This window comes from Rahnella inusitata, assembly GCF_965118895.1.
In the GTDB taxonomy this organism is placed as follows: Bacteria; Pseudomonadota; Gammaproteobacteria; order Enterobacterales; family Enterobacteriaceae; genus Rahnella; species Rahnella inusitata_A.
Genome location: NZ_CBCPJJ010000001.1, coordinates 37329 through 61572 on the forward strand (window position 1 = coordinate 37329; position 24244 = coordinate 61572).

General features: G+C 53.7%; 22 protein-coding genes and 3 tRNA genes. 14 read left to right on the forward strand and 11 right to left on the reverse strand.

Annotated features, from left to right (window positions below):
* Positions 1-65: 65 nt before the first annotated feature.
* Together ACMHLI_RS00170 and ACMHLI_RS00175 are read left to right on the forward strand one after the other, a co-directional pair.
* The gene (locus ACMHLI_RS00170; protein WP_413527744.1) at positions 66-1718 is read left to right on the forward strand and encodes a glycerone kinase; all 1653 of its coding nucleotides are present in this window, start codon (positions 66-68) and stop codon (positions 1716-1718) included.
* 178 nt (positions 1719-1896) lie between these two features.
* The gene (locus ACMHLI_RS00175; RefSeq protein WP_413527745.1) at positions 1897-4134 is read left to right on the forward strand and encodes a YgiQ family radical SAM protein; all 2238 of its coding nucleotides are present in this window, start codon (positions 1897-1899) and stop codon (positions 4132-4134) included.
* On the opposite strand, the gene rhaM is transcribed toward ACMHLI_RS00175, so the two are convergent.
* The 5 genes from rhaM to rhaB form a co-directional block, all read right to left on the reverse strand.
* Positions 4109-4423, reverse strand: coding sequence for an L-rhamnose mutarotase (gene rhaM, locus ACMHLI_RS00180; RefSeq protein ID WP_112168361.1), 315 nt, complete (start codon positions 4421-4423; stop codon positions 4109-4111). The genes ACMHLI_RS00175 and rhaM overlap by 26 nt on opposite strands.
* 54 nt (positions 4424-4477) lie before the next feature.
* Complete coding sequence (gene fucO, locus ACMHLI_RS00185; protein WP_413527746.1) at positions 4478-5626, reverse strand: lactaldehyde reductase; 1149 nt, start codon at positions 5624-5626, stop codon at positions 4478-4480.
* 134 nt (positions 5627-5760) lie between these two features.
* Entirely contained in the window at positions 5761-6585 is an 825-nt protein-coding gene (rhaD, locus tag ACMHLI_RS00190) for a rhamnulose-1-phosphate aldolase (RefSeq protein WP_413527747.1), read from the reverse strand.
* A gap of 55 nt (positions 6586-6640) precedes the next feature.
* Positions 6641-7897, reverse strand: coding sequence for an L-rhamnose isomerase (locus ACMHLI_RS00195; RefSeq protein ID WP_213051413.1), 1257 nt, complete (start codon positions 7895-7897; stop codon positions 6641-6643).
* Entirely contained in the window at positions 7894-9378 is a 1485-nt protein-coding gene (rhaB, locus tag ACMHLI_RS00200; protein ID WP_413527748.1) for a rhamnulokinase, read from the reverse strand. Before rhaB ends, ACMHLI_RS00195 begins: the two co-directional genes overlap by 4 nt.
* A gap of 344 nt (positions 9379-9722) precedes the next feature.
* On the opposite strand from rhaB, the gene rhaS reads away from it, so the two are divergent.
* Together rhaS and rhaR are read left to right on the forward strand one after the other, a co-directional pair.
* Positions 9723-10550, forward strand: a complete 828-nt coding sequence (gene rhaS / locus ACMHLI_RS00205; protein WP_213051412.1) for an HTH-type transcriptional activator RhaS — start codon at positions 9723-9725, stop codon at positions 10548-10550.
* A gap of 82 nt (positions 10551-10632) precedes the next feature.
* Positions 10633-11484: an HTH-type transcriptional activator RhaR gene (rhaR, locus tag ACMHLI_RS00210; RefSeq protein ID WP_413527749.1), complete on the forward strand. Its 852-nt coding sequence runs from the start codon at positions 10633-10635 to the stop codon at positions 11482-11484.
* Positions 11485-11861: 377 nt separating this feature from the next.
* Here rhaR and ACMHLI_RS00215 read toward each other — a convergent pair whose 3' ends face one another.
* Positions 11862-12956, reverse strand: coding sequence for a GGDEF domain-containing protein (locus ACMHLI_RS00215; protein WP_413527750.1), 1095 nt, complete (start codon positions 12954-12956; stop codon positions 11862-11864).
* 279 nt (positions 12957-13235) lie between these two features.
* Here ACMHLI_RS00215 and ACMHLI_RS00220 point away from each other — a divergent pair, with 279 nt between their 5' ends.
* Both ACMHLI_RS00220 and ACMHLI_RS00225 read left to right on the forward strand, forming a co-directional pair.
* Positions 13236-13517 carry a DUF1435 domain-containing protein gene (locus ACMHLI_RS00220; protein WP_413527751.1) on the forward strand — a complete coding sequence of 94 codons (282 nt, stop codon included), beginning with the start codon at positions 13236-13238 and terminating at the stop codon, positions 13515-13517.
* A gap of 49 nt (positions 13518-13566) precedes the next feature.
* A complete protein-coding gene (locus tag ACMHLI_RS00225) occupies positions 13567-13701 on the forward strand; it encodes a hypothetical protein (protein ID WP_274611815.1) in 135 nt (44 codons plus the stop codon).
* Here the strand turns inward: ACMHLI_RS00225 and ACMHLI_RS00230 are convergent.
* From ACMHLI_RS00230 to ACMHLI_RS00245, 4 genes are all read right to left on the reverse strand, one after another.
* A tRNA-Leu gene (locus tag ACMHLI_RS00230) sits at positions 13664-13750 on the reverse strand. The genes ACMHLI_RS00225 and ACMHLI_RS00230 overlap by 38 nt on opposite strands.
* Before the next feature lie 40 nt (positions 13751-13790).
* Positions 13791-13876 (reverse strand) — tRNA-Leu (locus ACMHLI_RS00235).
* Positions 13877-13912: 36 nt separating this feature from the next.
* Positions 13913-13998 (reverse strand) — tRNA-Leu (locus ACMHLI_RS00240).
* A gap of 194 nt (positions 13999-14192) precedes the next feature.
* Positions 14193-15131 carry a LysR substrate-binding domain-containing protein gene (locus tag ACMHLI_RS00245; protein WP_413527752.1) on the reverse strand — a complete coding sequence of 313 codons (939 nt, stop codon included), beginning with the start codon at positions 15129-15131 and terminating at the stop codon, positions 14193-14195.
* Between the two features lie 123 nt (positions 15132-15254).
* On the opposite strand from ACMHLI_RS00245, the gene ACMHLI_RS00250 reads away from it, so the two are divergent.
* The gene (locus tag ACMHLI_RS00250) at positions 15255-16247 is read left to right on the forward strand and encodes an aldo/keto reductase (protein ID WP_413527753.1); all 993 of its coding nucleotides are present in this window, start codon (positions 15255-15257) and stop codon (positions 16245-16247) included.
* Between the two features lie 42 nt (positions 16248-16289).
* Here ACMHLI_RS00250 and rsmC read toward each other — a convergent pair whose 3' ends face one another.
* Positions 16290-17336: a 16S rRNA (guanine(1207)-N(2))-methyltransferase RsmC gene (gene rsmC, locus ACMHLI_RS00255; RefSeq protein WP_413527754.1), complete on the reverse strand. Its 1047-nt coding sequence runs from the start codon at positions 17334-17336 to the stop codon at positions 16290-16292.
* A 114-nt stretch (positions 17337-17450) separates the two neighbouring features.
* On the opposite strand from rsmC, the gene ACMHLI_RS00260 reads away from it, so the two are divergent.
* From ACMHLI_RS00260 to ACMHLI_RS00290, 7 genes are all read left to right on the forward strand, one after another.
* Positions 17451-17864, forward strand: a complete 414-nt coding sequence (locus tag ACMHLI_RS00260; protein WP_413527755.1) for a DNA polymerase III subunit psi — start codon at positions 17451-17453, stop codon at positions 17862-17864.
* Positions 17833-18276, forward strand: coding sequence for a ribosomal protein S18-alanine N-acetyltransferase (rimI, locus tag ACMHLI_RS00265; RefSeq protein ID WP_413527756.1), 444 nt, complete (start codon positions 17833-17835; stop codon positions 18274-18276). The genes ACMHLI_RS00260 and rimI overlap by 32 nt, the downstream gene beginning before the upstream one ends.
* A 142-nt stretch (positions 18277-18418) precedes the next feature.
* The gene (gene prfC / locus ACMHLI_RS00270) at positions 18419-20008 is read left to right on the forward strand and encodes a peptide chain release factor 3 (protein WP_413527757.1); all 1590 of its coding nucleotides are present in this window, start codon (positions 18419-18421) and stop codon (positions 20006-20008) included.
* Between the two features lie 434 nt (positions 20009-20442).
* Positions 20443-21033 (forward strand): molecular chaperone OsmY, encoded by a 591-nt coding sequence (osmY, locus tag ACMHLI_RS00275; RefSeq protein WP_112168170.1) that lies wholly within the window; start codon positions 20443-20445, stop codon positions 21031-21033.
* Between the two features lie 347 nt (positions 21034-21380).
* On the forward strand, positions 21381-21542 hold the full coding sequence (locus tag ACMHLI_RS00280) for a DUF1328 domain-containing protein (RefSeq protein WP_013577105.1): 162 nt from the start codon (positions 21381-21383) through the stop codon (positions 21540-21542).
* A gap of 269 nt (positions 21543-21811) precedes the next feature.
* The gene (locus ACMHLI_RS00285; RefSeq protein ID WP_413527758.1) at positions 21812-23023 is read left to right on the forward strand and encodes a patatin-like phospholipase family protein; all 1212 of its coding nucleotides are present in this window, start codon (positions 21812-21814) and stop codon (positions 23021-23023) included.
* Positions 23020-23808, forward strand: a complete 789-nt coding sequence (locus tag ACMHLI_RS00290) for a TatD family hydrolase (RefSeq protein ID WP_413527759.1) — start codon at positions 23020-23022, stop codon at positions 23806-23808. The genes ACMHLI_RS00285 and ACMHLI_RS00290 overlap by 4 nt, the downstream gene beginning before the upstream one ends.
* Positions 23809-24244: the final 436 nt, after the last annotated feature.

Genomic DNA, 24244 nt, shown 5'->3' on the forward strand with positions numbered 1-24244 from the left:
GGTTATCAAAAAATTTATGTAGTCCCTCAAAACACCTGGAAAACAGTTAAAAGGAAACGTCCGGCATGTCTAAATTTTTCATGAATGACCGCAAGACTCTGATTAACGATGTTATCGAAGGGGTGATCCTGGCCTCTCCCTACAAAAATCTGGCGAAGCTGGACGTCGATCCGGCGATCCGCGTCGTGGTGCGCCGCGACTGGGATAAGAAAAAAGTCGCCTTGATCTCCGGCGGCGGCTCCGGCCACGAACCGGCGCACGTCGGATTCGTCGGCAAAGGAATGCTGACCGCCGCGGTCTGCGGCGAAGTGTTTGCCTCGCCGAGCGTCGATGCGGTGCTGAACGCGATTGTGGCGGTGACCGGTAAAGCGGGCTGTCTGCTGATCGTCAAAAACTACACCGGCGACCGGCTGAATTTCGGGCTGGCGGCGGAGAAAGCCAAAGGCATGGGGTATGACGTCGAACTGGTGATGGTCTCAGACGATATTTCCTTGCCGGACAACAAACAGCCGCGCGGCATCGCCGGTACGGTGCTGGTGCACAAAATCGCCGGCTACGCCGCCGAGCAGGGAAAATCCCTGAAAGAGGTCACCAAAATCGCGCAGCAGGCGATTGATGCCACTGCCAGCATGGGCGTGGCGATGGCCGGTTGCAGCCTGCCGGGCGGCGGCGAAGATGAAGAAGAACAGCGTATCGAATCAGGCCATGTCGAGCTGGGTCTGGGCATTCACGGCGAGCCAGGCGTGTCGAAGATGAAAACCCAGAACAGCAAAAAAGTGGTGGATACGCTGGTTGAAAAGCTTCAGGCACATGTGAAGAAATCCGACAAACTGGCGGTACTAATCAATAACCTCGGCGGTGTTTCTCCGCTGGAGATGAGTCAGCTGACCAAAGAAGTGGTGCATTCGGCGCTCGGCGGTTCGATCCGTTATCTGATAGGCCCCGCGTCGCTGGTCAGTGCGCTGGATATGAAAGGTTTCTCTCTGTCGGTAATTGCGCTCAAAGGCGGTATTGAAGAAGCGTTGCTGGCAGACGTTGAAGCGTCCGGCTGGCAGCCTCTGGTTAAATTGGAAAAACTGGCGAGGAAGAAAGGCAAGAAAATCAGCGAGAAGAAAACCGCTAAAGCCTCTTCGAACGCGCAAGTCAGCAAAATTGTCGAAACTATTACCCAGACACTTTCCGAACTGGAAGATGAGCTGAACAAGCTCGATGCCAAAGTCGGCGACGGCGATACCGGTTCGACCTTTGCCACCGGCGCGCGCGATATTCAGAAACAGAACAAAGCCAAAAAACTGCCGCTCAATAATGTAGCGGATCTGCTTGGCGTGATCGGCGATCGTCTGGCGGTAGTGATGGGCGGATCGAGCGGCGTGCTGATGTCGATCTTCTTTACCGCTGCCGGTAAGAAATTCGAAGAAGGCGAAAAATTGCCGAAAGCGTTGCTGTTTGGTCTTGAACGCATGAAGCACTACGGCGGCGCCGATCTCGGCGATCGTACGATGATCGATGCGCTGCAACCGGCTCTGGAAGCACTGGGCAAAAAAGATGCCCTGAAAGGCGCGGCCAAAGCAGCAGCCAAAGGCGCGAAAGACACGGCCAGCATGAAGAAAGCCAATGCCGGACGTTCGTCATACCTCAGCAGTGACAGCCTGAAAGGCGTGAAAGATCCGGGCGCCGTGGCGGTCGAAAAAGTCTTCGAGGCACTGGCGAAAAAATAGCATTCGGATGACAGCGCTTTGGTGAATAAACAAAAGGCCTGCGGGGAAACCGGCAGGCCTTTTTTTGTATATATCGCAGAATTGATCTAAAACAATTTTAGGTCATTTGCTCGCCCACCACTGAGGCCATACCCGTATAATTTGCGGCCAATTATTTGCCGCCGAACGAAGACCTTTTATGCCAATCAGCCTGATCCAACCCGAACGCACTCTGTTTTCTTACCCGCGTTACTGGGCCGAATGCTACGGTACTGCGCCGTTTTTCCCGATGACCCGCGAAGAAATGGATCACCTCGGCTGGGACAGCTGTGATGTTATCGTGGTGACCGGTGATGCGTATGTCGATCACCCGAGTTTCGGTATGGCGATCGTTGGCCGTATGCTGGAAGCGCAGGGTTTTCGTGTCGGGATCATCGCGCAGCCGGACTGGAGCAACAAAGACGATTTTATGCGGCTGGGAAAACCGAATCTGTTCTACGGCGTGACCGCAGGAAACATGGATTCAATGATCAACCGCTACACTGCTGACCGCAAACTGCGCCACGACGATGCCTATACGCCAAACAACGTGGGCGGCAAGCGTCCGGATCGCGCCACGCTGGTCTATACGCAGCGCTGCAAAGAGGCGTTCAGCGATGTGCCGGTGCTGCTCGGTGGCATCGAAGCCAGCCTGCGCCGCATCGCGCATTACGATTACTGGTCAGATACCGTTCGCCGCTCGGTGCTGGTGGATTCCAAAGCTGACATGCTGATTTACGGCAACGGCGAGCGTCCGCTGGTGGAAGTCGCGCACCGTCTGGCGGCAGGCGAGGCCATTACCGATATTCACGACGTGCGTAATACCGCCGTGATGCGTAAAACGGCGCTGGTCGGCTGGAGCGGGGTGGATTCCACGCGGCTGGATAAACCGGGTCGCATCGAACCTATCATGAATCCGTACGGTGAAGATTTACCCTGTTCAGAAGGTGAACTGCCCGCGCCAGACGCGCCGCAGCCGGTGACCGTGCGTGCGCCGAAACCCAAGCCGTGGGAGAAAACGTACGTCCTGCTGCCGTCATTTGAAAAAGTGAAGGCCGACAAAGTGCTCTATGCGCACACCTCGCGGATTCTGCATCACGAAACCAACCCTGGCTGTGCACGGGCATTGATGCAAAAACATGGCGATCGTTACGTGTGGATCAACCCGCCGGCGATCCCGTTATCCACCGAAGAGATGGACGAAGTGTTTGCACTGCCGTTCCAGCGCGTGCCACATCCGTCTTACGGCAAGGCGACCATTCCGGCGTATGACATGATCCGTTTTTCGATCAATATCATGCGTGGCTGCTATGGCGGCTGTTCGTTTTGCTCGATCACTGAGCACGAAGGGCGGATCATTCAGAGCCGATCCGAAGAGTCGATCGTCCGTGAAATCGAAGAGATCCGCGATAATGTGCCGGGATTTACCGGCGTGATTTCCGATCTCGGCGGGCCGACCGCCAACATGTATATGCTGCGCTGCCAGTCGCCGAAAGCCGAGCAAAGCTGCCGCCGCGCCTCCTGCGTGTATCCGGAAATTTGTACGCACATGGACACCAACCATGAGCCGACCATCAATCTTTACCGCCGTACCCGCAGCCTGAAGGGCATCAAGAAAATCCTGATCGCATCGGGCGTGCGTTACGATCTGGCGGTGGAAGATCCACGCTATATCAAGGAGCTGGCTGAACATCACGTAGGTGGATATCTGAAGATCGCGCCGGAGCATACTGAAACCGGGCCGCTGTCGAAGATGATGAAACCGGGCATGGGCAGCTACTACCGCTTCAAGGAGCTGTTCGACAGCTATTCGAAACAGGCGGGTAAAGAACAGTACCTGATCCCGTATTTTATCTCGGCGCATCCGGGCACGCGCACCGAAGATATGATCAATCTGGCGCTGTGGCTGAAGCAGAACCGCTTCCGTCTTGATCAGGTACAGAACTTTTATCCGTCGCCGCTCGCCAGCGCGACCACCATGTATTACAGCGGCAAAAATCCACTCAACAAAGTGGATTACAAAAGCGAAGACGTCGTAGTGCCGAAGGGCGATCGTCAGCGCCGGTTGCACAAAGCGTTACTGCGTTATCACGATCCGGTGAACTGGCCGGTGATCCGCGAAGCGCTGACAGCCATGGGAATGCGTCGTCTGATCGGCGTTCGCCCGGATTGCCTGGTGCCGCCGGATGGTTTTGATCCGCGATTTGCTCCGCCGCGCTCGGGGATCGCACGGCCTGCGACTACCCGTTTTACGGCGTCGAAAGCACAGAATCCGGGAACGGGAAAAGGGAAACCAGAGGCGTCACGTGCGGGTAAAAAACCGGTCGCGGCCGGAAAACCGGCCGCGCAGGGAAAAGGCGCAAATCGAAGCGTTAATCGAGGTAAAAGACCGGTTTAAGATCGCTGCTTATCGGGCTGTTATCGGCATTGGCAGGCATCACGTCTGCCATATGCTTCCACCACTGCTGGCAGATATCCGTTTTCGCCACCGCATCCCATCTCTCTTCTGATTCGATTTCGACATAGCCAAACAGCAAATTACGTTTTTCATCGAGAAAAATACTGTAGTGATGCGCGCCGTGGGCTTTCAGGGTTTCCGCCAGTTCCGGCCAGATCGGAGAATGCCGACGCTGATATTCAGCATGCGCATTCGGGTTGATCTGCATAACGAAGGATTTACGGATCATATTTGCTCCTGGTTGGACTGCTCCTCCCCCTTCGCAGGGGGAGGAGCAAAAAAATTACATCGCTTTCAAATATAGCTCACGCACTTCTTCCCGCGTTGGTGTTCTTGGATTGCACGGCAGGCACGGGTCGGCCAGCGCTTTATCGAGCCAGTTTTCGATATCCGCTTCCACAATTCCCAGCTCCCTGAAACCGCATGGGATCCCTACGCGTTTAGACAATGCACGGATAGCCTCGACCGCCCCGATGCTGGCCTGCGTTTCGCTGATACTTTGCGTATGTACGCCCATCGCGCGGGCAATATCGGCAAAGCGCTGCGGTGCGCACGCACGGTTAAACTCTTCTACCACCGGCAGCAAAATGGCATTGCAAACGCCGTGCGGCAGGTTGTGCGTCGCCCCCGGCTGATGCGCCATCGCGTGAACTAACCCCAGACCAGCGCTGTTAAACGCCATGCCCGCCAGGTATTGTCCCTGCGCCATTTTTTCGCGTGCTTCGATGTCATCACCGTGCTCGACCGCTTTCGGCAGCCATTGGGTGATGGTCGAAATCGCCGCCAGTGCCGTCGGGTCAGTCAGCGGATGTGCACCGACAGAGACATAAGCTTCGATAGCGTGGGTAAGCGCATCCATACCCGTCGCGGCGGTTACGTCCGCCGGGATCTTGAGCATAATCGACGGATCGTCCACCGCGATATCCGGGATCAGACTGACGTCGATAATGACTTCTTTCACCTGACGCTGGCTGTCGATGATCACCGCATTGCTGGTGAGTTCGGCGGCTGTCCCGGCGGTCGTGTTGATCGCCACCAGAAAGACGCCCGGCCTGGTGACGTTTCCAACACCGGAATAGCGCGTGACCGGTCCCGGATTGGCGGTCAGAATTTTGATGCCTTTGGCGGTATCAATCGGGCTGCCGCCGCCGAAGGCGATCAGATAATCACAGTGATTTTCGCGATACAGGCGGAAACCTTCATCGACAATTTCTGAGGTTGGATTGGGAACGACCCCACCGAAGAGCGCGTAAGGTAACCCGACATTTTTGAGTGCGGAGAATAAGCCATCGAGCAGACCGAGTTCGACTAACTGACCGTCGGTGACGATCAGCGCTTTGCCGTGATCTTTGTTCGCCAGCATCGCCACCATATCGTCGATTGCGCCCTGGCCGTGAAGGCTGATTTTAGGAAGTGCCAACATAAAACTCATAAAAATCCCTCTGTGAGTAAATAGAACTGATGTTCTGTGTGGCGATGCTCCAGGGTCTTTGCCAGTTCTTGCTACGGGGAACATCCTTTGTTCCCCGTGCAGGATTTATATTTTCCGGAGCAGGATCCGCCGGATCAGGCTTTTAATGCCGCTTCGAAAGGGGTGACGTCAAAACGTTTGCCGAGGGCAATCAGTTCATCGGTCTGGATAGTCTGTTTCATGCCGCCCATGGAGATCACTTTAACTAGAATCTCCGCGGATTTTTCGGCGGTATCGATCAGGCCAAAAGCATCGTCGAGCGTCGGGCCGCAGCCGAAGATGCCGTGGAACGCCCACAACACCAGACTGTGATGCTGCATCTGATCGGAGGTCGCCGCGCCGATGCCGTCGGTGCCCGGCACCATCCACGGCACAATGCCGACGCCGTCCGGGAATACCACCAGACATTCGGTGCTGCATTCCCACAGCTTGCGGGTGATCTTGGCGCTGTCGAGTTCCAGCACGTAGGTCAGTGCGATCAGGTTGGTGGCGTGGCAGTGCATGATCACGCGATCCTGACCTTGGGTGACGCGTTTACGCACCGCGTGAGATTGCAGATGTGACGCCAGTTCTGACGTTGGTAATCCGCCGGCGGTCAGCCCCCAAAGGATGTTGTAGCTGGCGCCTTTGTCATCGAGCTGGATAACTGTCAGCGCTTCGGAAGGAGCGAGTTGCACATTGCGAAAGAACTTACCGGAACCGGTCACGATAAAGTATTCGTTTGCCAGATCCGGCGCGTGCTGCGTCAGTTCAACGCGGCGCGGCTGGGCATAAAAATCATTTTTGTATGGGGCCACGTCTTCCGGCAACAGACGCATGCTGACGTTACCGCCGTTGCGCTCATCCCAACCTTTCAGCCACATATCGGTGGTCGCTTTGACCATGCCTTGTACAAACCACGAGCTAAACAATGTTTTCATCTGAACTTTCCTGCAAATAAGGTGAATGCGTTTCGGCGTTGCGATAAGGCATGGATCAGCGTTTTGACAGCACGCTGGTTTCATAATGGCGGACGGCATCCAGCCACTGACCGCCGACCGGCACGTCGTGGCGCTGGCAATACATGTCCCAGACTGCCTGCCACGGCAGCGATTTTTGTTCTTCCAGAAGCGCCAGGCGTGCGGTGTAGTCGCCTTCCACTTCCAGTTTTTTCAGTAAATCAGTCGGCTCAAGCAGGGCTTTGAGCAGCGCTTTTTTCATGTTGCGTGTGCCGATCACCCAGGCGGCGATGCGGTTTATCGAGGCGTCGAAGAAATCCAGCCCGATGTGAACGCGGTCGAACAGGTTATGGCGCACGATTTCGCTGGCGATAGCCTGCGTTTCATCATCGAGCAGCACGACGTGATCGCTGTCCCAGCGCACCGGGCGGCTGACGTGCAGCAACAGACGTGGCACATACAGCATCGCGGCAGAAATTTTGTCGGAGATGACTTCGGTCGGATGGAAATGGCCTGCATCGAGGCACAGTGCGGTGCCACGGCTGGCGGCGTAGCCAAGATAGAATTCGTTGGAGCCAACGGTGTAGCTTTCCGAACCGATGCCAAACAGCTTACTTTCGACGGCGTCGATGTGTTCGCTGAGATCAAACTTCTCGGCAATCACTTCATCCAGCGCGCTCATCAGGCGCTGGCGCGGAGCCAGACGGTCGACGGTGACGTCTTTCATGCCGTCCGGCACCCAGATGTTCATCACCGACGGCGTGCCCAGTGCGCGGCCAAACGAGGCGGAGACGCGGCGGCTGGCCTGACAATGTTCGATCCAGAACTGGCGTACTTGCGGATTGGCGCTCGACAGCGTGAATCCGTCGGCGCTCATCGGATGCGAGAAGCACGAGGGGTTGAAATCCAGACCCAACTTGTTCTTCTTCGCCCAGTCTACCCAGCCGGTAAAATGTTTCGGTTCGATTTCATTGCGTGCAACGGGTTTGTCGGATTCAAGATAAATGGCGTGCAGGTTCAGGCGGTTAGGGCCGGGGATCATGGAGATCGCCAGTTCTAAATCGGCGCGCAGCTGCTGCGCGTTTCGCGCTTTGCCGGGGTAGTTGCCGGTGGCCTGGATCCCGCCGGTCAGCCCGCCTTCCGGGTTCTCAAATCCCGCGACGTCATCCCCCTGCCAGCAATGAATGGAAACCGGCAGGGTATCGAGTTGTTTGATTGCGGCTTCGGCATCAATGCCCAGCTGCGCAAAGCGTTCTTTAGCAAGCGTCCATGCGTGATCGATTGATGAAGTCATACTGCGAGCTCCTCATTGACGTGACAGAGCGCCTCAAAACGGCGCCAGTGAATAGCGAAATCCGCGTGAATACGGGGAAGATAATGGTGTTGCTCGAAGTTCGTGGCGACGATGCGGCGAAATTCAGCGGTGTCTTTGACAGCGCCGAGCGCCATCAGCTGGCAGCCGATATTGCCGAGCGTGGAGGCTTCCACCGGCCCGGCGCTGACGTTGACCTGACAGACATCGGCGCACAGCTGATTAAGAAACTGGTTCTGACTTCCGCCGCCGACAATGTGAATGTCTTCCAGCGGCGCGCCCTGCAAATCCGCCAGCTGTAGCGCAATTTTTCGATACAGCATGGCGAGGCTGTCGAAAATACAGCGTGCCAGTTCGGCCGGTGATTCAGGTACCGCCTCGCCCGCCTGCTGACAGGCTTCGCGAATGGCGCTGACCATCGACGGCGGATTAATAAAGCGGTCTTCGTTCGGGTTGATAAGGTAGGTAAACGGCGGGACGTTCTTCGCCAGCGTGATGAGCGAAGGCAAATCCTGAATATTCAGTTCGCGGCAAACGCGCTGAAAAAGCCACAATCCCATGATGTTACGCAGCACGCGAAAACTGTCATTGATGCCGCCTTCATTAGTGATGTTGTCGTGTAACGCCTCCGCGTGATTGAACGCTTTCGGGCTTTCGATGCCCATCAGCGACCAGGTGCCGGAGCTGAGGTAGGCGCTGTGGGAACTGGTGAGCGGTGCCGCAACGACGGCACTGGCGGTGTCATGCGTGGCGACGCTGAAAACGGGCACGCTGCGCCCGCGCGGGCTGTGCCAGAGGCCGGGAGAGTCGCCTGGCTGAGTGGGTTTTTGCAGCCAGCGGCGCGGAACACCCGCCAGATTCAACAGGTCTTCATCCCAGTCGCCGGTGGTGATATTGAGCATTTGCGTAGTGCTGGCGTTGGTGTATTCCCAGTTGAGCTGGCCGGTAAGACGAAAGAGAAAATAGTCTGGAATCATCAGCAGATGCGCGGCTTTACTCGCGATTTCAGGTTGTTGTTCGGTCAGCGCCCTCAGCTGATACAGTGTATTAAAAGGCATGAACTGGATGCCGGTTTTCTGGTAAATCACGTGGCGGCCAATCAGCTTTTCCATCCGCGCCATCACACCGTCGGTGCGGCTGTCGCGATACGCCACCGCCGGACCCACCCGCTGGCCTTGTTCATCGAGCAACACGAAATCCACGCCCCAGGTATCAATACCGATGCCGTCGAGGGGAATACCGGAAGCGTCCAGACGGTTTAATCCTTCCAGAATGTGCTTCTCGAGATCATCCAGATCCCACGTATCCTTGCCATCAATGCGCGTCAGGTTATTCGGGAAACGATGAATTTCTTTCAGCGTCAGCGTGGCCGCTGAATCAGGTTCCTGGCGGGTAAACGTGGCCAGCATGACGCGGCCGCTGGAAGCGCCGAGATCAATAGCGGCAAGATGGTGGGTTCTCATAGCAGCCATTCCTTATTGAATATGCTGCCCAGTGTAGGGGAGGCTTTTCGGGCGCACCTTCCGGTGATTGCCACGGGTTTTAGCGGGATGGCAGCATCAAAAAGGTAGATGCGAGGCAGATCACACTTCAGCTCAAAGCCTTATCGGACCTTGCGATGAAAACGCCGGGTAACGCGTAAGCGGCCTTTGTGATCTTTGCCGCAGATCCGCATCACAGCGGGGTGAATCTTAAAAAAATGACCGGTTATGCCGTTTTTTACGCTGCGGTTTGAAGGTAAGAACGCCGGGCGCAGGGTAGGGTTGTTTCACGATGAATGATGAATCTCCCAAACCGGAGGCGATAAATGACGTTACTGAAGGGTGATGATTATTTTGCGGCACCCGAGCTGACTGTGACGGTCGAGCGACGTCTTCCGCAAAGCGTATTTCCGGAGCACTACCACGATTTCCACGAAATTATGCTGGTGGAAAGCGGCTCAGGCGTGCACATCTTTAATGACCATCCCTATACACTGACCGCCGGTACAGTCTGTTTTGTGCGTGCCAGCGATCACCACTTGTTTGAAAACGTGGAGAATTTGCGTCTCACCAACGTGTTGTTCCGCTCACCCAAAGCATTCCGGTTTATTCAGGACGTCGGCCATTTTCTGCCACAGGAACATCATTATCAGTCGCAAATTCACTGGCAGCTCAGCCCACATGTTCTGGCGCAGGTGCTGGAGTGCATCGCGCAGCTGGAAGCATTGCCAGACAGCATTGAGATGGAACATATCGCCACGCGCGAAAGCCTGTTTTTACAGCTGTTGATCCTGCTGTATCAGGACTGTTTCCAGCCACAATTGCGAGACACCTCTGAAAACAAGGTCAATCAACTTTTGCAATGGCTCCAGTCACATTACAGTGAGGAAGTTAACTGGACCGAGGCCGCCGAACGTTTTTCTCTGGCGCTGCGCACCCTGCACCGGCAGATGAAGCATTACACCGGTCTGACGCCGCAGCGGTATCTGAACCGTCTGCGCCTGCTTGAGGCGCGCCGGCGTTTACATCATAGCGATCAAAGTATTACCGATATTGCCTATGCCTGCGGGTTCAGTGACAGTAACCACTTTTCGACGCAGTTCCGTCGGGAATTTTCGGTGTCGCCAAAACTCATGCGTGACCAGTTACGTTAAGCGACACCTCTCGCGGCTCATGGCAATGCGTGCCTGAGCCGCCTCGTTTATTTTGTTGTCAAACGGGTTTGAGATTGCTGCTATGTCGCTGAAATTGAATAAAAATGACTTCTTTCTGACCGGAATGAACTCCGTGGTGGTGGCCGAACGCCATCCGCAGGCGGATTTCCCCAGCCACGATCATGATTTCGACGAGCTGGTGATTGTCTGGCGCGGCAACGGCGTACACATCTGGAATGACATCCCTTATCCCATCACCTGTGGCGACCTGTTTTATATCAACGCCAAAGATCGTCACAGCTATGAGTCCGTCAATATGCTGGCGCTGGATAACGTGCTTTATTGTCGCGAACGTTTCCGGCTGGCCGCAGACTGGGCGCAACTGTTGCCTGGCGAGCACTCTGCGCAGGATCAACGCTACTGGCGGCTGAGCACGCTGGGAATGTCGGTGCTGCGTGACAAGGTCGATGAGCTGGCGAAGGAGTGCATGAAGTCGGAGCCGCTTTCCATACAACTGAGTGAAGCCCTGCTGATGCAGCTTTCACTTTTGCTGCTGCGTTTTCGTCATCAGCCAGACAGCGGCGTACTGCCCGATGCCCATCAGCTGGATTTACTGCTCATGGCGCTGCGGGCGGGGATCGCCGAGCCTTTCCATCTGGAGACGTTTTGTCGCCAGCATCAGCTTAACCCCCGTGCTTTAAGGGCGCTATTTAAGCAGCACACCGGCATGAGCGTGACCCACTACCTGCGTCAGTTGCGGATCTGCCGGGCGATGAGTCTGCTGCGCTATGGCAATATGACCATCAGTGATGTGGCGGCGGAGTGTGGCTTTGATGACAGTAATTACTTCTCGGTGGTATTTAACCGCGCCTGTGGCGTATCACCGCGCGATTACCGGCAACGTTTTACCTCTCAGACAGGTATCGCAAGATAGGACAAGGCACTTCACTATTGGATACGAAACCCTAATGTCGATTTAAAACAATAAATTAGGGCTTGTTGCCTGGGTGCGGGAAAAATAAAAAAGGGGTTTGAAGGCGCAGGGCAGGCCGAATTTTTAATGCTATAGGAATATCTTTACTAAACATTATTTACCGCGGGTCAGGGGGGGATAAAACAAGAAAAAGAAAAGTGACTTCTGCCAGTGACTTTAACGGGGATCTTATCTGTTAGTCTTCCCTCTTTTGTCTGAAATTTGAATGGTTATGCAGGAAATATGAATGCATTACCGTTACTGAAAAATATGAATGAGCTATCAATGTCAGAGGGATAACATTAATAACAATAAACGCATTGTTATTAATGTTACTTTCAGGCCAATTTTTCTTCGCTCAATGTTTGTGATTTTTCAGTTGCTTCCCACGCATAGAATATTTTATTACGGCCACTGTTTTTGGCGTTATACAGCGAAACATCGGCCTGACCTAATGCATGAATAAAGTTACCGTCCTCAAGCGCAGCCAGCCCGGCACTCACCGTGACATGCGTGGAGACTTCAGCATTAAAAAGATGCGGGATATTCAGCGCCAGCACTTTATTCTGAATTCGTTCGGCCATGCGTACGGCGTGTTCCTGTTTCACGTTGGACATCAGCACCAGAAACTCCTCGCCACCGTAGCGTACGACGACATCCCGTGACCGCACGGCGTCGCGGATCGCCGCCGACACCCGCACCAGCGCCTGATCCCCCATGGTGTGGCCGTAGTTGTCGTTATAGGCCTTGAAGTGATCGATATCGAGCAGCATCACGTAATGGCCCGAGGCCTGACTGAACAGCGTCTCCAGCTTGTTTTGCAGCCCGCGCCGGTTGTAAAGTCCGGTGAGCGGATCCAGCATGCTGAGATCGCTAAACTTTTCCCGTTCACTGTAGAGATTCGACAGCATCCTGCGGGTGAATTCATCACTGCGGCGCAGCATCAGATGGTGCAACCACAGGCCGATCAGCGGCAGTGAGACGGTGAATAAAATGCGGCCAACGTGCTGAAAATCATCCAAAAAGACGACGCACAGCGTCGCTGGTACTGCGTGGAGGCAAAAAGCGAGAAAATTATCTGACAGCGCAATAGCGCTGATAAAGAAAATACTGAGCAAACTGACCAGGAGATAGTTTTTATCCACTTCGCCAATTTCCTGAAACCGTAATGCAATGAGCCATGCCCAAAATAATCCGACAATTATCGAGCATACATTCAGATGGGCTGAGTAATTTTTCTTTGAGAAAAAAGAGAATACTAATCCGGCAAAGCAAAGCACAAAAATAATCACCAGCGGGGCGGGAACCGACGTCGCTTTCTCCGGAGGATAAACCATAGAAAATAGCGCAGTGGCACTATTTAAAAAAAAGAATAACAACATAGCCAGTCGATGTTTGCTTTTTAGCAACTCATCATAGGAATGAGATATCATCAAATTTACTCTATTTTGCGTGTGTTGTTGGTCTGAAAAGATAAAAAATCTTATCGCCCTATGCCGCTATTATTTCTTTGCCGGCAGGCTAATGGTTGTGATACGTAATTATTAGATTTCTATGAATATTGTCGGTCATGAATACTTTTTTACGGCCTTAAAATTAGCACTTTTATCTGTAAGTGTCACCTCCACGAGGCAGCGCGCTGTAAATAGGTGGTAAATGAGAAAAAATCCTATATGATATTAGTTCTCATTATCATTATTAGGAGCAGGGATATGATACCGGCGATTGTCATGGCATGTGGGATCTGGGCGGTTGTGTGGATGCTGGGTAAGCGTCTGACCAGCGGCTGGGGTGTGCTGTTGCCTTGCGCGCTGATGCCATTGCTGGCGATGGCGCATATGACCCTGGATCAGTTACGCGTACTGGTCGTGGTCGCGATGCTGATCACGCTGGGGATGCTGTTCCACCGGACGTTACGCCACTATATGCTTTTGCCTTCATTTATGGCGCTGGCAGGCGGTCTGGCCGCTGTGACGTTGAATTTTAGTCTATAGTGAAATGAGACAAGCAATAAGTGATTGTTATTGAAAAGGAACGAGCGAAATGAAAAACAGAAAACACAACAAAGCCGCAGGGATTTTTTACTTTTTGAAAACGAGAGAGTTAATGCAGGAAGGAAAAGCGGAAGAACAAATTCATGTGGTGCGAAGAGAGGGACTTGAACCCTCACGTCCGTAAGAACACTAACACCTGAAGCTAGCGCGTCTACCAATTCCGCCACCTTCGCACAGATGAATTCTGCTTACTGCTGATTTATATCACCGGTTTGGTGCGAAGGGAGGGACTCGAACCCTCACATCCAAAGGACACTAACACCTGAAGCTAGCGCGTCTACCAATTCCGCCACCATCGCTTACCGTGCCGTGCAATATAAATCTCGTGATTGTATTGGTGCGAAGGGAGGGACTCGAACCCTCACATCCAAAGGACACTAACACCTGAAGCTAGCGCGTCTACCAATTCCGCCACCATCGCGTTCCAATTGATTACTGTGTCGATCCATTCATCAGAATGTCATCAGCAAGTAACACAACCACGGGGGCGAATTCTAGAGATTTTCCCACAGGCGTCAACAGTTATTTCCCCCATTCCGGACGTTTGATGTAAAAAACACCATATCCACGGTGAATAGATCAATGGGTGATATTTTCATCAGGTTAATTGATGGTTTATTCAACAATCTTTCCATGAAGGCCCTTTTGCTCCACAGCACAACCCTGTGCTGAAAACAGCGCGATCAACCAGTCCAGCAGCACGCGGATACGCGGTGCCAGAAAACGGCCAGGCGGGTACATGATGTACAGCGGCATCGGCGGTGGCAGGAGTTCCGGCAGCACTTCAATCAGCGCGTCCAGCGCCAGTTCCTGCTCAACCGCCAGCTTCGACACCTGAATCAACCCAAAGCCTGCTTTCCCCGCCGCGACGTAGGCGTCAGCACCGCTGACAGTCAGTACGCTGTTGAGATGAATTTTTTCCGTCGCACCGTCCGCAATAAATTCGAGATGCGTTTCAGGCCGCTGATGTGCGAAAAAGTAGCCGACGGCGTGATGCGAGCCGAGATCGGCAAGCGTGAGTGGTGTACCGAACTGTGTCAGATACGCCGGAGACGCGCAGGTAATCTGCACTAAGTCGGTCAGGTGGCGGGATTGCAGATTATCGTCTTCCGATGGCCAGGCGCGCACCACGCAGTCCACACCCTGGTCCAGCAGATTGATGGCGTTGTCGTTGGCACTGAGAATAAGGTTTATCTGCGGGTAACGCTGATAAAACGCCTTCAGCGCTGGGATCACCCGTTCGCGCGCCACCGAGTGCGGCATATCAATGCGCACGGTGCCCGAGGGCTGTATTTGATGATGGGCGAACAGTGCATCAGTTTCTTCCAGTGCCGCCAGTAAATGCAGGCAGCGCTGATAATAAATTTTGCCTTCTTCAGTGATTTTCACCTGACGGGTGGTGCGCAAAAACAGGCGGACGCCCAGCCGCTGCTCCAGCCGCTTTAGCGTGGTACTGACCGTGGCGCGAGGCAGAACCAGATCTTCAGCCGCGCGGCTAAAACTTTCCAGCTCGGCGATGCGCACAAAGATTTTCATTGCCTGAAACTGATCCATATTGTCTCCGGGATTGTTCGCGATTGATGAATAGTCTTGCACGTTTTCACTGATTTATCTTTCCCGGAATAACAATCACACTTCATGGCATTACTTACCCCTTCATGTCATAAGGAAAGTCAGATGAAACAACGTCAGCTTGGAAAAAATGGTCCGATGGTTTCTGCGCTCGGTTTGGGCTGCATGGGCATGAGCGATTTTTACACCACCGGTCTGGATGAGAAAGAGTCACTGGCGACGCTGGAACGTGCGCTGGAGATAGGGGTGACGATGCTCGACACCGCCGACGTATACGGCCCGCACACTAATGAGGAGTTGCTCGGACGTTTTCTGAAAGGGCGGCGCAATAAAGTCTTTTTAGCCACCAAATTTGGCATTGTGCGCGATCCGGCAAATCCCCATGCTCGCGGCACCAACGGTCATCCGGATTATGTCCGCCAGTCGGTTGAAGGCAGCCTGAAGCGTCTGGGCACTGACGTTATCGATCTTTATTATCAGCATCGCCCTGATCCGTCCGTACCGGTGGAAGACACGGTCGGTGCGCTGGCGGATCTGGTGCGTGAAGGAAAGATCCGTTACATCGGGCTGAGTGAAGTGTCAGTAAGCACGCTGGAGCGGGCGAATACAGTTCATCCGATCACCGCCCTGCAAACCGAATATTCGCTGTGGTCGCGCGATGTGGAAGCTGAGATCCTTCCCGCATGCGAACGCCTCGGCATTGGTTTTGTGCCTTACAGCCCGCTGGGCCGCGGTTTTCTGACCGGACAAATCCGTTCGGTTGATGATCTGGATGCGGATGATTACCGTCTCGCGAGCCCGCGCTTTCAGGGGGATAACTTTGCGAAAAATTTGCAGCTGGCAGAGAAAATCGGAGAACTGGCGCAGGAAAAAGGGGTGAAACCGTCGCAGCTGGCGCTGGCGTGGGTATTGTCGCGCAGTGAGAACATGGTGCCGATCCCTGGCACCAAACGTCGTCATTATCTTGAGGAAAACATCGCCGCGCTTGATGTCTCCCTGAGTGAAGCCGAAATCGCGGCGATCGAAGCAGTCTTTCCTTTCCGCGTGGCAGCAGGGGATCGCTACAACACAGAAATGATGCGCATCCTCAGTGTCTGATCAACCTGTCCGTTTTATCAGCACAGGCACGTGAACGGCTGATTAACGTCTTTTCTTTTTCGTATCACGCGGTGCGCGACCACGAACGGCTTTGTACACTTTAAAGCGGCCATTCTGTGCCAGCACTTCGTGGCTACCAAACGCGTCATCGAGCAGTGCGGCGTAAGGCAGGAAGGCGTTAGCCACAATGCGCAGTTCACCACCGATGTTCAGATGGCTGATTGCGCCACGGATCAATTGTTCGGACGCATGCAGGCTGGTTTGCAGGCCTTCATGGAACGGGGGATTAGAGATGATCATATCGAAACGGCCATCAATGTCGGAATAGACATTGCTGGCAATCACTTCGCCGACCAGTTCATTGGCGGCAAGCGTGGCGCGGCTGGCTTCGATAGCGGCTGCGCTCACATCACTGAGCGTGATTTTCATCTTCGGCGAGTACGTTGCCAGCACAGACGCCAGAACGCCGGAACCACAGGCGATATCCAGCACTTTGCCCTTGACTGGCTCTTCAAACGTATTGATCAGCAACAGGCTTCCGCTGTCCAGACCTTCACGGCTGAAGACGCCCGGCAGGGTTTTGATGGTCACTTCCTCGACCATGTACTCATCCCACCAGCCATCAGCATCAAACTCAGGCTGCTTTTCCAGACGGCCATGATACAAACCGCAGCGACGGGCACTGTCGATTTTGCTGACTTCACAAATGCCTTCCAGCGTAGTTTCCGCGCTACGAACGCCGCTGCGGTTTTCGCCGATGACAAAAACGTCGATCCCGACCGGCAGCTGTGACAGCAGGTTGAACAGCTGGAACTTGGCTTCGAGCTTGCTCTTCGGCCAGTAATAAATCAGCACATCGCAAGGCGCAATAAGCCCGGCGTCGGCGAGTAAACCGAACTGCACGTTGTCGCCCAGGGTTTTGCTGAGCATCTGCCAGTGGTGATACATGTTGGTGTGGACGCGGACTTCTTCGGCGTCAATTTCAGCAGGCAAGCTGTCTTGCAGGTCGCCGGCGAACAGGACGCGGCGGCCTTCGAATTCTTCGCTATGGCGCAGTATGACTTCACTGGCCGGAGTTAATGCAGACATCAGGATAAGGCTCCTCAGGGTTTGGCTGGCGATTATAGAGGTTTATTGGCGCATGTTCGATGTGTTTGCTAGCATAGCCGGGCTTTTTAGCTATTCAACGGGCAGGGATCGGGCATGGCATCCAGAAGAGATACGCTGTTACAACAGCTGGGCATTACCCAGTGGACGCTGCGCCGGCCTGCGGTTTTGCAGGGCGAAGTCGCCGTCAGCCTGCCTGCGGACACAAAATTACTGATCGTCGCAGACGTACCGCCCGCTGAAGATGATCCACTGGTGCGCGACGTGTTGCTTAGTTTGGCGCTCACCGGCGGGCAGGTTTACCGCCTGACGCCGGAACAGGTGACGATGTTGCCTGAAGATACCCGCTGCAATGTCTGGCGACTGGGCTTAAGCGAACCGCTGACGCTCGCCGGAACGCAGTTATCCAGCCCGGCTCTGGCCGAGCTTTATCAAGATGCCGGCGCCAAACGCGCGCTCTGGCAGCAGATTTGTGAAAATGAACCCGATTTCTATCCTGACGCCCGCTGATCTTCCCCGCGCATTCCAGATTGAACAGGCCAGTCACGCGTTTCCGTGGACGGAAAACACTCTGGCCAGCAATCAGGGCGAGCGCTATCTGAATCTCAAAATCATGCAGGGCGACGAGATGGCCGGTTTTGCGATCACGCAAATCGTCCTCGACGAAGCCACGCTGTTCAATATCGCCATCGATCCGGCTTTCCAGCGTCAGGGCTTAGGCCGAACGTTGCTGGAAGACATCATCCAACAGCTTGAGAAAAAAGACGTTTTCACACTCTGGCTGGAAGTGCGTGCTTCCAACACCAAAGCCATCGCGCTGTATGAAAGCCTCGGCTTTAACGAACTCTCCATCCGTCGTAATTACTATCCTGCCGCACAAGGCCGCGAAGACGCCATTATGATGGCGCTGCCGCTGGGATAGCCCAAAAAAACCATTGATTGCCCATCCCGTCTAAATCAGTGAAAATAGCTGGCTATAACTTTTATTACCGCTTTGCCTGACGTCCTTCTGACGTGATGTGAAATCCTATGCAGGGCGGACCAACCGCAGAAACGTGAAAAACATGTCTCCAAGTGAATACGCCCTTGAAGTGGCTAAGCGCCGCACATTTGCCATCATCTCTCACCCCGATGCCGGTAAAACGACTATTACTGAAAAAGTCCTGTTATTCGGACACGCTATCCAGACCGCCGGTACGGTAAAAGGCCGTGGCTCAAGCCATCATGCCAAATCCGACTGGATGGAAATGGAAAAACAGCGTGGTATCTCCATCACTACGTCAGTGATGCAGTTCCCGTATAAAGAGTGTCTGGTTAACCTGCTCGATACCCCGGGGCATGAAGACTTCTCCGAAGATACCTACCGTACACTGACCGCCGTCGACTGCTGTCTGATGGTAATCGACGCCGCGAAAGGGGTCGAAGACCGTACCCGCAAGCTGATGGAAGTTACCCGTCTGCGCGATACGCCGATCCTGACCTTCATGAACAAACTCGATCGTGATATCCGCGATCCGATGGAAGTCATGGATGAAGTCGAACGTGAGCTGAAAATCGCCTGTTCGCCAATTACCTGGCCAATCGGCTGCGGTAAGTTGTTCAAAGGGGTTTATCACCTCTATAAAGACGAAGTGTATCTGTATCAGACCGGTAAAGGTCACACCATTCAGGAAGTGCGCACGGTGAAAGGGTTGAACAATCCTGAGCTGGATGCCGCCGTCGGTGAAGATCTGGCCAGGCAGCTGCGTGAAGAGCTGGAGCTGGTGCAGGGCGCATCGCACGAGTTCGAACACGAAGCTTTCCTTGCGGGTGAACTGACGCCGGTCTTCTTCGGTACTGCGCTGGGTAACTTCGGTGTAGATCACATGCTCGACGGTCTGGTGGACTGGGCGCCTGCCCCGATGCCGCGTAAAACCGACGTGCGCGAAGTGAAAGCCGACGACGAGAAATTCACCGGCTTCGTGTTTAAGATCCAGGCCAACATGGATCCGAAACACCGTGACCGCGTGGCGTTTATGCGCGTGGTGTCCGGTAAATACGAAAAAGGCATGAAGTTGCGTCAGGTGCGCACTGGCAAAGACGTGGTGATTTCCGACGCGCTGACCTTTATGGCCGGTGACCGTTCGCACGTCGAAGAAGCGTTCCCCGGCGACATCATTGGTCTGCACAACCACGGTACGATTCAGATCGGTGACACCTTTACCCAGGGTGAGAACATGAAGTTCACCGGCATCCCTAACTTTGCCCCTGAAATGTTCCGTCGTATCCGTCTGCGTGATCCACTGAAACAGAAACAGCTGCTGAAAGGGCTGGTTCAGCTGTCAGAAGAAGGCGCGGTTCAGGTCTTCCGTCCCATCGCCAACAACGATCTGATCGTCGGCGCGGTAGGTGTTCTGCAGTTCGAAGTGGTCGTCGCGCGCCTGAAAAGCGAATACAACGTGGAAGCGATTTACGAATCCGTCAACGTGACCACCGCCCGCTGGGTTGAATGTGACGACGTTAAGAAATTCGAAGAATTCAAACGTAAGAACGAAACCAACCTCGCGCTGGATGGCGGCGATAACTTAGCGTATATCGCCCCGACGATGGTGAACCTGAATCTGGCTTCTGAGCGTTATCCTGAAGTGAAATTCCGCAAGACCCGCGAGCATTAATTTTTTTGCCCGCATGGGTTTTTGATCTGAAGACGGCCACTGTGCCGTCTTTTTTATGCATTTTATCTTATGTTTTGTTACGCCCCTCACATTTCCCGTTGTGCATTTTTTCTCCTTTGTGACCGAAATTCGGCCATATTTCCCGCGAAATCTTAAGACTTGTCTGCATTCGACCCTGTAATCGCCGATCGCTCTACTCTTTTGGACATTCTTGACTATATTAAATGTGTGTTCACAAAACAGTGGCGTAAAGCACTGCTTAGATGTGACGAAGCAGAGTGTTATATCGAAAGGCGATGAAAAGCCCGAATAAAACGACGTACTCTGCTACAAAGGAAGTAAATACAGCAGCAATACAATTTGTTAGAAGGCGTCACCATAATGTGGCGTACCGGGTTCAAGATTAGGGCCCATAAACTGAAAGGAAGAAATCGATGAAAAACTCTAAATTTGCCTATTCAATGATGGCCGTCGTTCTGGGTACTGCACTGATGAGTGGTAGCGCTCTGGCCGCAACCACAACTGATAGCGCAGGTGCAAAAATCGATAGTTCCATGAAGAAAGTTGATAACTACATGGGCGACAGCGCCATCACAGCAAAAGTGAAAAGTGCACTGGTAGATGATAAAGCCATTAAAAGCACCGACATTTCTGTGACCACCACTTCCGGTGTCGTGACCCTGAGCGGCTTCGTAGCCTCACAGGCTGAAGCTGAGCAGGCCGTTGCCGCAGCGACCAAAGTTGAAGGCGTGAAATCTGTCAGTGACAAATTGCACACCAAAGACAAAAGCGAACAAAGCGTGAAAGGCTACGCCGGTGACTCCGCCACGACGGCTTCTGTAAAAGCCAAACTGCTGGCCGACGACATCGTTCCTTCACGTAACGTGAAAGTAGAAACCACGGCGGGCGTTGTACAGCTTTCCGGTGATGTGAAAGACCAGGCACAGTCCGACCGTGCTGAAAGCGTTGCGAAGACCGTTGATGGCGTGAAAAGCGTTAAAAACGACCTGAAAGTCGCACCGTAATTTGGCAGAACGACAGCAGTATATGGCGTCCCGCCGCGGGCAGGGCGCCAGTTTTGAACGACATATTTTGAACAACATATAACGATATAACGTACCTCCTGCACATTGTTCGGGACAGAAGACTCTCGTAACACTTATGAACATTGATTTTGAAAAATAAGCGTTGGTTTTCCCTAACACTTTCATTTTTCCGACTATCTTTATTAGGTAAGTGATGATTTTTATCTCCGGTAATTGCCGGCTAATAAAGTGTCACCAAGACAATGTACACAGAGACTTCAGACCGGAAGTAGGAGTGTCACCTTTTTAAACTGGCAAAGTGAATATATAGGGTAAAGGAGAAGCTTATGTTTCGTTGGGGTATTATTTTTCTAATCATCGCGTTGATCGCGGCGGCACTGGGTTTTGGTGGTTTGGCTGGTACAGCTGCCTGGGCTGCAAAAATCGTATTCGTAGTCGGTATCATTCTGTTCCTGGTCAGCTTGTTTACCGGTCGTAAACGACTCTGACAATAACGTTATGAAGTCATAATGTTAGCAGACATACCGCAGTAAAAATCGCATCGCCCTCTTGTCTGAAGATATTGCTTAATTGCAGTGTGTTCAGAGAAGGGGGCGATGTTTTTTTATGGAATGATGTGTTTGATTAATGAATTCCGTTAACAAGAGGTAACGATTTTATCCTCACATTTTGGTAAGAAACTCACTCAAACCCGGCAGACAAGGTATGCTCAGAATAGAGGCCTGTCCGCTGAGGCTAATTGTGTGAGGACGATGCGTTGGGATACAGAATACCTGTCACGCTGGGGAATATAGAACCGCTGGCGTACAAACCTTACCGGCCGGGCAAGATTGCTCTGGTGTGCGAAGGGGGAGGGCAGAGAGGCATTTTTACCGCCGGTGTGCTGGATGAATTTCAGCGTGCCAATTTTAATCCCTTCGATTTATATCTGGGGACTTCCGCGGGTGCGCAAAACCTTTCGGCCTTCGTATGCGGACAACCCGGCTACGCCCGAAGGGTGATTACCCGCTACACCACCAGCCCTGATTTCTTCAATCCTCTGCGCTTTGTGCGTGGAGGACATCTTATCGATCTCGACTGGCTGGTAGATGAAACCGCGAAAAACATGCCGCTGGCGATGGAAAGCGCGGAGAAGCTGCTGATCGACGGCCGCGAGTTTCTGATGTGCGCCTGCCGCAGTGATGACTACACCGCCAACTATTTTGCGCCAACGCGCGAGAACTGGCTGCCGGTGATCAAAGCCTCGAGTGCCATTCCGGGTTTTTATCGCATGGGCGTCGATCTGGACGGTATCAGCTATCAGGACGGCGGCATCAGCGATGCGATCCCGGTGGAAGAAGCCTACCGTCGGGGCGCGGATACCATTGTGGTGATCCGCACCGTGCCTTCGGCGATGTTCTACACGCCGCAGTGGATGAAGCGCATGGAGCAATGGCTGAGCGAAAGTAGTCTCCAGCAGCTGGTGCGCATGATGCAGCACCACGAAAGCAGCTATCACCGCATTCAGCAATTTATTGAGAATCCACCGGGCGACGTGCGGATTTTCGAAATCTTTCCGCCGAAGCCACTCGCCAGCCACGCGCTTGGCAGCCGCTTGCCGGCGCTCAACCAGGATTATCATCTGGGACGCCGCTGTGGCCGGTATTTCCTGTCGGCAGCTGCCCACTGGCTGTTGCCGCGTGAAAACGAACGCCCTTATCCTCAGGTGACGCCGCGCCCGACGCGTCCGCAGCGCGTAGTCGTGCCCGCAAACGAACCGGAACACCAAACGCCGCTGGCCGCCGCAGCCAGCAACGTCGAACAGATTATACTCGATCCGGCCGTGCTCACTGACATGGTGGCCGACGGTGGCGTGGTGCGCCCGGCCGCGTTTTCGGACAACCCGGTGGGAGAGCATCGTTCGCCAAACCTTTCTGCTGACATGGATCCTGTGGAGCATTACTCCGCCAGCGAAGGCGATAAGCTGTGAGTTTTCACTTCATAGATACGCACTGCCATTTTGATTTTCCGCCGTTTACCGGCGCGGAAACTGAAAGCCTGCGTCTGGCGGAACAGGCCGGAGTACGGGAAATCATCGTTCCCGCCGTGACCGCCGATCGTTTTGACGGCATTCTCGCGCTGGCAAAAAACTTCGCGCCGCTGTACGCCGCGCTGGGCCTGCATCCGTTGTATATCGCGCAGCATAAAGATAACGATCTGGAGCAGCTGGATGCACTGCTTAGCCAGCACTGTCCGCGCGTGGTGGCGGTCGGTGAGATCGGGCTGGATCTGTATATGGAAACGCCGATGTTTGAGCAGCAACAGCGGCTGCTGAAAGCGCAGTTCGCGCTGGCAAAACGTGAGGCGCTGCCGGTGATCCTGCATTCGCGCCGCAGCCACGATCAACTGGCGGCGATGCTGCGTCAGGCGCAACTTCCGGCGACCGGCGTGGTACACGGATTTGCAGGCAGCCTTTCTCAGGCGCAGGCGTTTATCAAACTGGGATTTGCGATTGGCGTCGGCGGTACCATCAGCTATGAACGCGCGCAGAAAACCCGTCAGGTGATGGCGCAATTACCGCTGTCTTCCTTGCTGCTGGAAACGGATGCGCCGGATATGCCGCTGCAGGGTTTTCAGGGGCAACCCAATCGCCCGGAACGCGCCGCCACGGTGTTTGAGGCGTTGTGCCAGTTACGCAGTGAATCGCCGCAAGAGATTGCCGATGCGCTGCTTACCAATACCCGTCGCGTATTCAATCTTCCTGCCGCGCTGTAAGATGTTCATTCATTTTGTTATTTAAATAACATTTTTTATATGCATCACACTGTTTCTCACGTGGATTTACCGCACAGTAAGAATTAGGTTCTCTTTGAAATGTTATTATTATAACATTGTTCACAAGATTACCGGTCGGTGATCCCCGCGTGTTTGCCCGAACTCCCTTTGTCACGAATCGGGTATACACTCTTATATATGGGCCGAATACTGAGCATAACGCCGGGTAAATGTGATTTAGATCTCATTTCACTAAGCAACGTTGCAAACGGTTTTCATTTTGTGTGAAATACTGCACACAGGAACCTGATGTGACGTGTTCAAATAGTCACAACGAATTGGCGTTAGCCAATCCAAGCGCGGTGAGAAGGATCTCAGTTGCCGCGTAAGTCGCTAAAGCGCTTACGCACGCTATCTTCAAGGAACCAAGTCCGCT